Source organism: Kitasatospora sp. NPDC004799 (genome assembly GCF_040609095.1).
Classification (GTDB): Bacteria; Actinomycetota; Actinomycetes; order Streptomycetales; family Streptomycetaceae; genus Kitasatospora.
On the sequence record NZ_JBEXJK010000355.1, the window covers coordinates 1 to 8,596 of the forward strand.

8 protein-coding genes are annotated in these 8,596 nt (G+C 73.9%); 5 read left to right on the forward strand and 3 right to left on the reverse strand.

The features are described 5' to 3' along the window. The 3 genes from ABZW03_RS31865 to ABZW03_RS31875 all read right to left on the reverse strand — a co-directional run. Nucleotides 1-2,133, reverse strand: a 2,133-nt coding sequence (locus ABZW03_RS31865) for an AMP-binding protein (RefSeq protein ID WP_355266001.1), incomplete at its 3' end; no start/stop codon positions are given. A 203-nt stretch (nucleotides 2,134-2,336) separates the two neighbouring features. Then, the gene (locus tag ABZW03_RS31870; RefSeq protein WP_355266004.1) at nucleotides 2,337-3,641 is read right to left on the reverse strand and encodes an MFS transporter; all 1,305 of its coding nucleotides are present in this window, start codon (nucleotides 3,639-3,641) and stop codon (nucleotides 2,337-2,339) included. A 185-nt stretch (nucleotides 3,642-3,826) separates the two neighbouring features. Beyond that, nucleotides 3,827-4,285, reverse strand: coding sequence for a PaaI family thioesterase (locus ABZW03_RS31875; protein ID WP_355266007.1), 459 nt, complete (start codon nucleotides 4,283-4,285; stop codon nucleotides 3,827-3,829). 398 nt (nucleotides 4,286-4,683) lie between these two features. Here ABZW03_RS31875 and ABZW03_RS31880 point away from each other — a divergent pair, with 398 nt between their 5' ends. The 5 genes from ABZW03_RS31880 to ABZW03_RS31900 form a co-directional block, all read left to right on the forward strand. Further along, nucleotides 4,684-5,403, forward strand: a complete 720-nt coding sequence (locus ABZW03_RS31880; RefSeq protein ID WP_355266010.1) for a Phenylacetic acid catabolic protein — start codon at nucleotides 4,684-4,686, stop codon at nucleotides 5,401-5,403. Nucleotides 5,404-5,451: 48 nt separating this feature from the next. Beyond that, nucleotides 5,452-6,570 (forward strand): radical SAM protein, encoded by a 1,119-nt coding sequence (locus tag ABZW03_RS31885; RefSeq protein ID WP_355266013.1) that lies wholly within the window; start codon nucleotides 5,452-5,454, stop codon nucleotides 6,568-6,570. Between the two features lie 84 nt (nucleotides 6,571-6,654). Next, entirely contained in the window at nucleotides 6,655-6,909 is a 255-nt protein-coding gene (locus ABZW03_RS31890) for an acyl carrier protein (protein ID WP_355266016.1), read from the forward strand. Beyond that, nucleotides 6,906-8,150 (forward strand): beta-ketoacyl-[acyl-carrier-protein] synthase family protein, encoded by a 1,245-nt coding sequence (locus ABZW03_RS31895; RefSeq protein ID WP_355266019.1) that lies wholly within the window; start codon nucleotides 6,906-6,908, stop codon nucleotides 8,148-8,150. The genes ABZW03_RS31890 and ABZW03_RS31895 overlap by 4 nt, the downstream gene beginning before the upstream one ends. After that, a partial coding sequence (locus ABZW03_RS31900) for an SDR family oxidoreductase (protein WP_355266022.1) occupies nucleotides 8,150-8,596 on the forward strand: 447 nt, incomplete at its 3' end. The genes ABZW03_RS31895 and ABZW03_RS31900, both read left to right, overlap by 1 nt.

Here is an 8,596-nt window from a genome sequence, read left to right on the forward strand (position 1 = left end):
CAGCTGTGTCCGGCCGACCGCCGGGTGATCCGGAGCCACACCGTGGCCTACCGCCTGAGGGAGCATGCGGTGCTGATCGAGCAGGCGGCGATCGGGCAGCTGCCGCACCTCGGCGGCGACGGGCGGCGCGGGGGCGTCCGGGTCGCTCGGGACGTAGGCGATCACCAGCTGCTCGGTGCCGGTGCGTTCGTCCGGCACTCCGAAGGCGGCGACGTGCCCGGAGCGCACCCCCGCCAGGGAGGCCACCACGTCCTCCAGCTCGTGGCAGAAGTAGTGCACGCCGTTGACGATGATGATCTCCTTGCGACGGCCGGTGAGCACCACCTCGCCGTCGGCCAGGAAGGCCAGGTCCCCGGTGTCGAACCAGCCGTCGCCGACGAAGGCCTCCTGGTTCGCGGGCGGGTTGTTGAGGTACCCCGGCGTCACCCGGCCGGAGCGGACCTGGAGGCGGCCGACCCGGTGCTCGGACAGCACCCGCCCGTCGTCGTCGGTCACCCGCATCCGGGTGCCGGGCGCGGGCCGTCCCATGCTGAGGAAGGCGGTGCCGCGCTCCGCCGAGTCCGGGTCGGCGGGCTCCAGCCGGCCGGTCAGCGAGTCGGTGCGCACCAGGCGGCGGGAGCCGTCCTCGTGGTAGCGCTTGTAGGTGATCACCGTACAGGTCTCGGCCATGCCCCAGCCCAGCAGCAGGTGCTCGGGGCGGACGCCGAACGGCGCGGTGGCGGCCAGGAACTCGTCCAGCACCGCCTCGGTGCACTGCTCCCCGGCGTTGATCAGCGACTTGACCGAGGACAGGTCCCAGTGGCGGCCGGGCCCGGCGGCCCGGACGGCCTCGGCGACCAGCCGGTAGCCGAAGTTGGGCGACCAGGAGTGCGCGGCCCGGTGGCGCTCCAGCGCGTCCAGCCAGACCAGCGGGTCGGCGAGCACGAGTTCGGTGGGGATCTGCACCTGGTCGGCGGCCAGCACCACGTCGCGCAGGTGGAACATCAGCAGTCCGGCGACGTGGTCCAGCGGCAGCCAGTTGACCGTGGTGTCGGCCGGGTCGCAGCCGTTCGCGATCACCGCGCCGGCCACGTACTCCAGGATGCCGCGGTGGGTGATCTGCACCGCCTTGGAGCGGCCGGTGCTGCCGGAGGAGAGCTGCAGGATCGCGACGTCGCCGGGGGCGGGGGCCGCGGCGGGCGCGTGCTCGGCGGCGTGCTCGGGGGCGCCGTCGGCGGGCCGGTCCACCGCGATCACCCGCAGCCCCGGCGCCGGGTACAGCTCCCCGAGCCGCTCCAGGCCCGCCACGGCCGGCCCGCAGGCGAGCACCGGCGGCTCCTCCAGGGTCTGCCAGGCGTGCCAGAGCTTCTCCAGGACGGGGTTGCGCTCGTGGTAGTCCGGCGGGCGGGCGACCGTCACCGGCTGCACCCCGCCGAGCAGGCAGGCCCACAGGGTGGGGAAGTAGAGCTCCGGCTCCGGGACCTGGAGGATCACCCGGTCCCCGGCCCGCAGCCCGGCGGCGGCCAGGGTGGCGAGGATCCCGCGGGACCGGGCGAGCAGGTCGCGGTACGTCAGCCTGGTCTCCTCGCCGCCCGCCCGGACCAGGTGCAGCCCCCGGTCGGGGTGCAGCTCGGCGGCGCGCAGCAGCGCCTCGGGCAGCGTCCGGGGCGCGTCCGGACCGGCCTCGGGCAGCGGGACGCCGACGGCCTCGACGCCGGGGTCCGGCGCGCCGGCCTCCTCGGCGGGCGTGGCCGGCTCCGCCGGGGCGGCGCCGGCCGTCGCCGACGGTTCGCCGAACGGCCGCCAGCGGTCGGTGAGTTCGCGCAGGTGGCGCAGGGCGGGGCCGGGGGCGACGGGCGGCCGGGTGAGCGCCGCGGCCAGCGCGGCGGCGTCGGGTTCGCCCTCGGGCGTGCGGACGATGCCGTCCAGCAGGTGCACCTCGGCGCTCGGGTCGGCGTCCAGCAGGGCGGCGGCGGCCCGGCGGCGCAGCGCCTCGGGATCGCCGTCGACGGCGGGTACCAGGTAGGCCAGCAGGCCGGGCCGGCCGTTCTCGTGCTCGACGGGCAGCAGCGCGCAGTCGGCGATCTCCGGGCGCAGCAGCAGTCGGGCTTCCAGGGTGCGCAGCCGGCCGTGGTCGGGACCGGTGGGGCTCATGACGTTCGGCACCTTTCGGGATCGGTGCCGGGGCGCGGGTGTGGGCCGCCCCGGGTCAGGGAGGGGGAGCGGAGAAGGGTGGCGGGTACGGCGCGGGGGCGCCGGCGGTGCGAGAAGGCGACGGTGCGAAAAGGTGACGCTGCGAAAGAGGCAGCGGTGCGGGAAGGAGTCGGTGGGGTGGGGTGGAGGGGCGGCGGGCCCGGTCAGCGGCGGGTGCGGGCGACCAGCACCAGGAAACCGAGCGCCAGCACGATCGGGACGGCGTGCGAGACGCCGACCACGGTCAGCGGGCTGAGCAGCGCCAGCAGCGAGCCGCTCAGCAGCATCCCGGTGCCCATGCCGACGTTCTCGGCGGAGGCGAGGATGCCGAAGGCCTCGCCGCGCCGTTCGTCGGCGAGGGCCTGGATCCGGGTGGTGTAGGAGATCTCGGTGAAGCCGTCGCCGAGGCCGGCGCCGATCGCGACCAGCAGGAAGAGCGGGGTCGGGAGGTCGGTGAAGACGAGGATGAAGCAGGCGGACATCAGGCAGGTGCCCAGGGCGAAGCCGCGCTCGCCGGGCTCGATGCCCCGCCGCAGCATGAACCGGGAGACCAGTTGCTGGGCGCCGAGGTTGCCGATCGCCCAGGTCGCCCAGAAGGTGCCGAGCAGGGCGGCCGGGTTGCCGGGGGAGGACTGGTTGGCGAAGACCGGCAGGCTGATGTTGTGGGCGGCCGAGCCGAAGGCGTCCAGCAGCCGGATCCCCGCCATGGCGCCGACCACCGGAGTGGCCCGCAGCACCACCAGCGCCTGCCAGCGGCGGCGGCGCTCCTTCGCCGCCTTCGCCGCCTTCGCGTCCGCAGCGTCCGCAGCGTCCGCAGTGTCCGCAGTGTCCGCGACCGGCTCGGCCGCCGGCTCCTCGGCCGGCGCGGCCCGGGTGGGCAGCGGCAGCCGCACCACCAGCGCCCCGAACAGGACGAAACTGGTCGCGTCGATGAGCAGCGCGGCCCGGAACCCGGCCCAGGCCACCACCACGCCGGCGGAGGCGAAGCCGAGCACCATCGCGGTCGAACGGCAGCTCGCCATCAGGCTGTTGGCGCGGGCCCGGCGCTCGGTGCCGACCATCTCGGGGATGCTGGTGCGCAGGGCGACGGCGGCCACCGCGGCCGCGCCGCCGAGGATCAGGGCGAGCGGGTAGAGCACGGCGATGCGCGCCGAGACCGGGGCGAGGGCGACGACGACCAGCGCCACTGCCTGGGCCAGGGCGCAGCCGGTCATCAGCCTCCGGCGCTCCAGCCGGGCCACCAGCCGCCCGGCGACCAGCCCGCCGACGACGCCTCCGCCCAGCCGCAGGACCAGGTACCCGGCCGTGCCGAGCGCGTTCCCGGAGGCCTCGTACGCGAACAGGCTCAGGGCGACGAGGTCGAGCTGGCTGCCGTACGTGTTCAGGGCGTCGCCCGCGGCCAGTCGGTAGAAGGCCCGGGGCAGCTTGCTCGCGGTGTGGTGCGGTGCTTCCAGTGCGGTGTCCGGCACGGTATTCCCCCCGGGGACGCCGTAGGGCGGCTCAGTGTGACATTGCACCGCAACCTAGAGGTGGCCGGGCCGGAGATCAATGCCTAGATCGTTTCCTGTCCGAAAGATCGTGAGTTCGGCCGACGCGCGGTCATCTTTCGCGCCACCCTGGCGAATTGTTGGCGTACGGACAGGGGGTGGGGGTGTCAGGCCGTCCCGGGGCGGGCCGCCGGGATCGCGTAGGTCAGGGTGGCGCTGGCCACCAGCACGCCGTCGGCGTCCAGCAGTTCGGCCAGCACCACGCACAGCCGGCGCCCGAACTTGGCCGTCCTGGCGTGCACCCGCAGCTCCCCGGGCCGCGGCCGGTTGAGGAAGCTGATCTGCAGCGAGCTGGTCAGCGCCATCAGGGTGGTCCCGAGCCGGGCGTTGATCAGCAGGAAGGCGGCCAGGTCGCACAGGCCGGCCTGCTCCGGGCCGGAGATCGTGCCGCCCGGGCGGGTGCGCAGCCGGTCGCCGTCCACCGCCATGGTCAGGGTCCGGCCGTCCACCTCGGTCACCCGGCAGGCGGTGTAGTCGGGGAACTGGCCGGTGATCAGGTCGTTCAGCTGATCGGGGCCCAGGAGGACGTCGACGGTGGCGACCGCCGTGTTCGCGTCGGTGGTCATGGGGCTCAGCGTAGTGGTCGGCCGGGTGGTACGCCCGGGGCGGTCCAGGCCCGCTTCCGGCCAGCTTCGTTCGCCGTGGTCAGCCGCCAAGATCCGTTGCGGCTATGCGAATTGCGCATGTCGCGCCGGTGTCGGCATGGCCGGAACCGGTCGCTCCGCCGGTGCCGGGTGGCCGAATCCGCTCGGCACGATTCGTAAGGGACCTTGTTCGGCCCAAAATGCAGCCCCTACGCTCCGAGGAAGTTCAGCGGAGCCGGTGCGGCGCTCCGCCGGCCGCTGGGGGGCGGCGTCTTTTCCTGGTGGTCGTCATCGAGGGCCTCGGCGGAAGCGGGCCCCCGGCCGCTCACACCCGACCGTGTCCTGCTTCGGCGTCCTTTTCAGAAACGGGGTGTTGTGCCATGGGTATTTCCATTCTGGACGACGAGGCGGTGGTGGTCCGCACTCCCGACGAGTTCCTGGCGATGCCGGAGGAGTACCGGGAGATCGCGATCCGCGGCATGGTCGTCAACACCGAGGGGGAGCTCTCCGGCGGCGACGACTACGTGCAGGTCTTCCTGCCGCTGGCCCCCGACGCGGAGGAGCGGCAGGTCTGCGCCGAGCGCGCCGCCGAGGAGTACGACCACTACAAGATCGGCAAGCGGGTCCTCGCGGAGATCGGCGTGGACACCAGCTACATGGAGTCGCAGACCCTGGCCGAGCGGAACCTGTTCCGCGCCCAGGAGTTCCACACCTGCACCACCTGGGCCGAGCGCGGGATCTTCTCCTACATCGGGGAGGAGACCGCGATGGTGATGATCTCCGAGTTCGCGCAGAGCAGCTACCGGCCCTGGGCCGACGCGGTGCGCACGATCATCCTCGACGAGAAGGTGCACATCGCCCACGGCGCCCGGGTGTGCCGCAACCTCGCCGCCACCGACGACGGCCGCGAGCAGCTCCAGCAGGCCCTGGACCGGCTGTGGCCGACCTTCATCCGGATCTTCGGCAGCCCGCGCTCCGAGCGCGCCAAGCTGGCCGTCCGCTTCGGCCTGCGGCAGACCACCAACGGCCAGGCCTGCGACCTGTGGCGGGAGAAGGTCACCCCGCGCGTCAAGAACCTGGGTCTGCGCCTCCCGGAGTAGCAGGAGCACCAGCACGCCGATCCCGCGACTCCCGAGGAGCCCGTCACCATGGCAACACCCGTCACCATCGAACAGCGCCCGCTGAGCCGACGCGAGGCCAAGGCGCGCACCGCCGAACTCATCGCCGACCGGCCCGACCTGGCCGAACGCCTGCACCGGCTGCGCCGGCTGGGGCGCGAGGTCCGCTCCTGCGAGGTCCACCTCACCAACGCCTGCAACATCCGCTGCAAGGGCTGCTGGTACTTCGAGGGCGGTTTCGACACGGCCGTCAAGGAGCTGTCCGACCTGGACCGCATCCGCGCCTTCGCCCGCAAGCTCGCCGACGACGGCGTCAACCAGGCCACCCTGATCGGCGGCGAGCCCACCCTCGTCCCGCGCCGGATCGAGGCCTTCGTCGAGCAGCTGCCGTACATCACCATCTCCACCAACGGCCTGCGGCCCTTCCCCACCCAGGGCTTCGAGAAGATCGCCATCGCGGTCAGCATCTTCGGCGGCGGCCCGCTCGACGACGACCTGCGCGCGATCCGGGTCAACGGCTCCAAGTTCACCGGCCTGTTCGACACCGCGCTCTCGCACTACCGCGACGACCGGCGGGTGCTGTTCATCTACGCGCTCGCCGAGGCCGGCGTCGAGTACATCGAGCCCACCGTGCGGAAGATCGCCGAGAACGGCAACATCGTCACCTTCAACTTCTACAGCGAGCACGGCACCGAGAGCCCGCTGAAGATCGCCAACGAGCAGCGGGTGCTGGACGAGGCGCTGCGGGTCAAGGAGCTGTACCCGCACGCGGTGGTGAGCCACCCGTACTTCATCCGGACCCTGGTGACCGGCCGGACGCACTGGGGTGGCCGGTTCGGCTACGACGTCTGCCCCAGCCTCAGCGTCGACGCCCCCGAGCACGAGGACCGCGTCGCCAACGGCAACCCGGTCATCCCCGGCTTCAACGTCTGGGGCGCCGACTACGAGTCGCTCCAGTTCTGCTGCACCTCCGGCGACTGCGGCGGCTGCCGGGACAGCCAGGCCGTCTACAGCTGGCTGGTGGTCAGCGCGAACCGCTTCCTGGACGACGCCGCCCGGCTGGAGCAGTGGCTGGACATCGCCGAGAGCTACTGGCGGCAGTGGCACTGGGCCCCGTACCACGCCACCAAGGCCGGCCGCACCGCCTGAGCCGCCGTCCGCACCTGCCCGTACGCACCCACCCGCACGTCCCCCGCACCGCCCCACCGCCGCCCCGCGCGGACGAGGAGAGCCATGCCCGACACACTGGACCGCACCGCCATCGAGACCTTCGTCGTCGACGCCCTGGTCGACCTCGGCGTCGACCGCGAGAGCATCGTCGACGACGCCGCCCTGGACGAGCTGGAGATCGACTCGCTCGACCTGGTCGAGCTCAGCCAGTCCATCCGCAAGCAGCTGGACATCCCGGTCAAGCCGAAGGACTTCGACCAGCTGTACACCGTCGGCGAGGTGCTCGCCCTGTGCCGCCGGAAGGCCGGGCTGGAGTGAGGCCCCGGGCCGTCGTCACGGGCCTGGGCGCGGTGACCCCGCTGGGCGTCGGCGCCGACGCGCTGCACCGGCGGGCGGTGGCCGGCGAGAGCGGACTCGCCGACGGGCTCGGGCTGTGCCGGGACTTCCGGCCCGCCGACCACCTGTCGCGCCAGCAGGTCCGCCGCACCGACCGCTTCACCCAGCTCGCGCTGGTGGCCGCCGCCGAGGCCCTGGCCCAGGCGGGATGGACGGACGGCCCGCTGCCCTACCCCGCCGAGCGGATCGCCTGCGTGGTGGGCTGCGCGCTCGGCGGGACGGCGAGCTTCGAGAGCCAGACCGAGGTGCTCCGGCAGCAGGGCGGGGAGTTCGTCTCCCCGCTCATGGTGCCCGCCATGATGGCCAACGCCGGCGCCTCGCAGATCGCCCAGCGGTACGGCCTGCGGGGCGAGGCGCTCTGCCTGGCCTCGGCGTGCAGCAGCGCGACCCAGGCGATCGGCACCGCCCTGCTGCTGCTCGCCGCCGGCGCCGCCGACGCGGTGGTGGTCGGCGGCGCCGAGGCCTCCACCTCCGAGCTGGTGCGGGCCGCCTTCCGGACGGCCGGGGCGCTGTCCGAGAGCGGCCGGTCGGTGCCCTTCGACCGCGACCGGGACGGCCTGCTGATCGGCGAGGGCGCCGGAATCCTGGTGCTGGAGACGGAGAGCGGAGCCGCCGCCCGGGGCGCCACCGTGCTCGGCGAGGTGCTCGGCTACGGCGCCACCTGCGACGCCCACCACCTCACCGCCCCGGACCCGACCGGCGAACCCGCGGCCCGCGCCGTCACCCTGGCGCTCGACGCGGCCGGCGTCGCCCCCGGGCAGCTCGGCTACCTCAACGCGCACGGCACCGGGACCGTCCTCAACGACCGGGCGGAGTGCGACGCCCTGCGGCTCGCCCTCGGGCCGGCCGTCGAAGCCGTCCCGCTGTCCTCCACCAAGTCCTGCACCGGCCACCTCTTCGGCGCGGCCGGCGCCGTGGAGGCCATCGCCACCCTGCAGGCGCTGCGCCACGCCACCGCCCCGCCCACCGTCGGGCTGCGCGAGCCCGACGAGAAGCTCGGCCCGCTGAACCTGATCCGCCGCGCCACCCCGCTCGCCGCCCCCGCCCTGCCCGGCGGCCGCCGCGCGGGGCTCTCCACCTCCTTCGGGTTCGGCGGGCACAACGCGGCCCTGGTGCTGGCGGCGGCCGGCCCGACCACCGGCACGACGAAAGGCCAGGAGTGATGCTCGGCTTCCACGGACGCCGCTACCTGATCACCGGGGTGCTCAACCAGGACTCCATCGCCTGGCACACCGCCCGGGCGCTCCAGGAAGCGGGGGCGGAGGTGCTGCTCACCGGCTTCGGCCGGGCCCGGCGGATCACCGAGAAGGCGGCGCAGGTCCTGCCCCGCCCGACCGAGGTGCTGGAGCTGGACGTCACCCGGCCCGAGGACTTCGCCCGGCTGGCCAAGGAGCTGGAGCAGCGCTGGGGCGGGGTCGACGGCGTGCTGCACGCCGTCGCCGCCGCCCAGCAGACGGCGCTGAGCGGCAACTTCCTCACCACCCCGCCGGAGGCCGCCGGCCTCGCGCTGCGCACCGCCGCCGTCACGGCGCTCGTCGAACCGGGCGCGCAGCCCGGGGTCGGGGACGAGGGCGAAACTGCTCGGGATGCCGGAGCAGTTGAAGGTCTT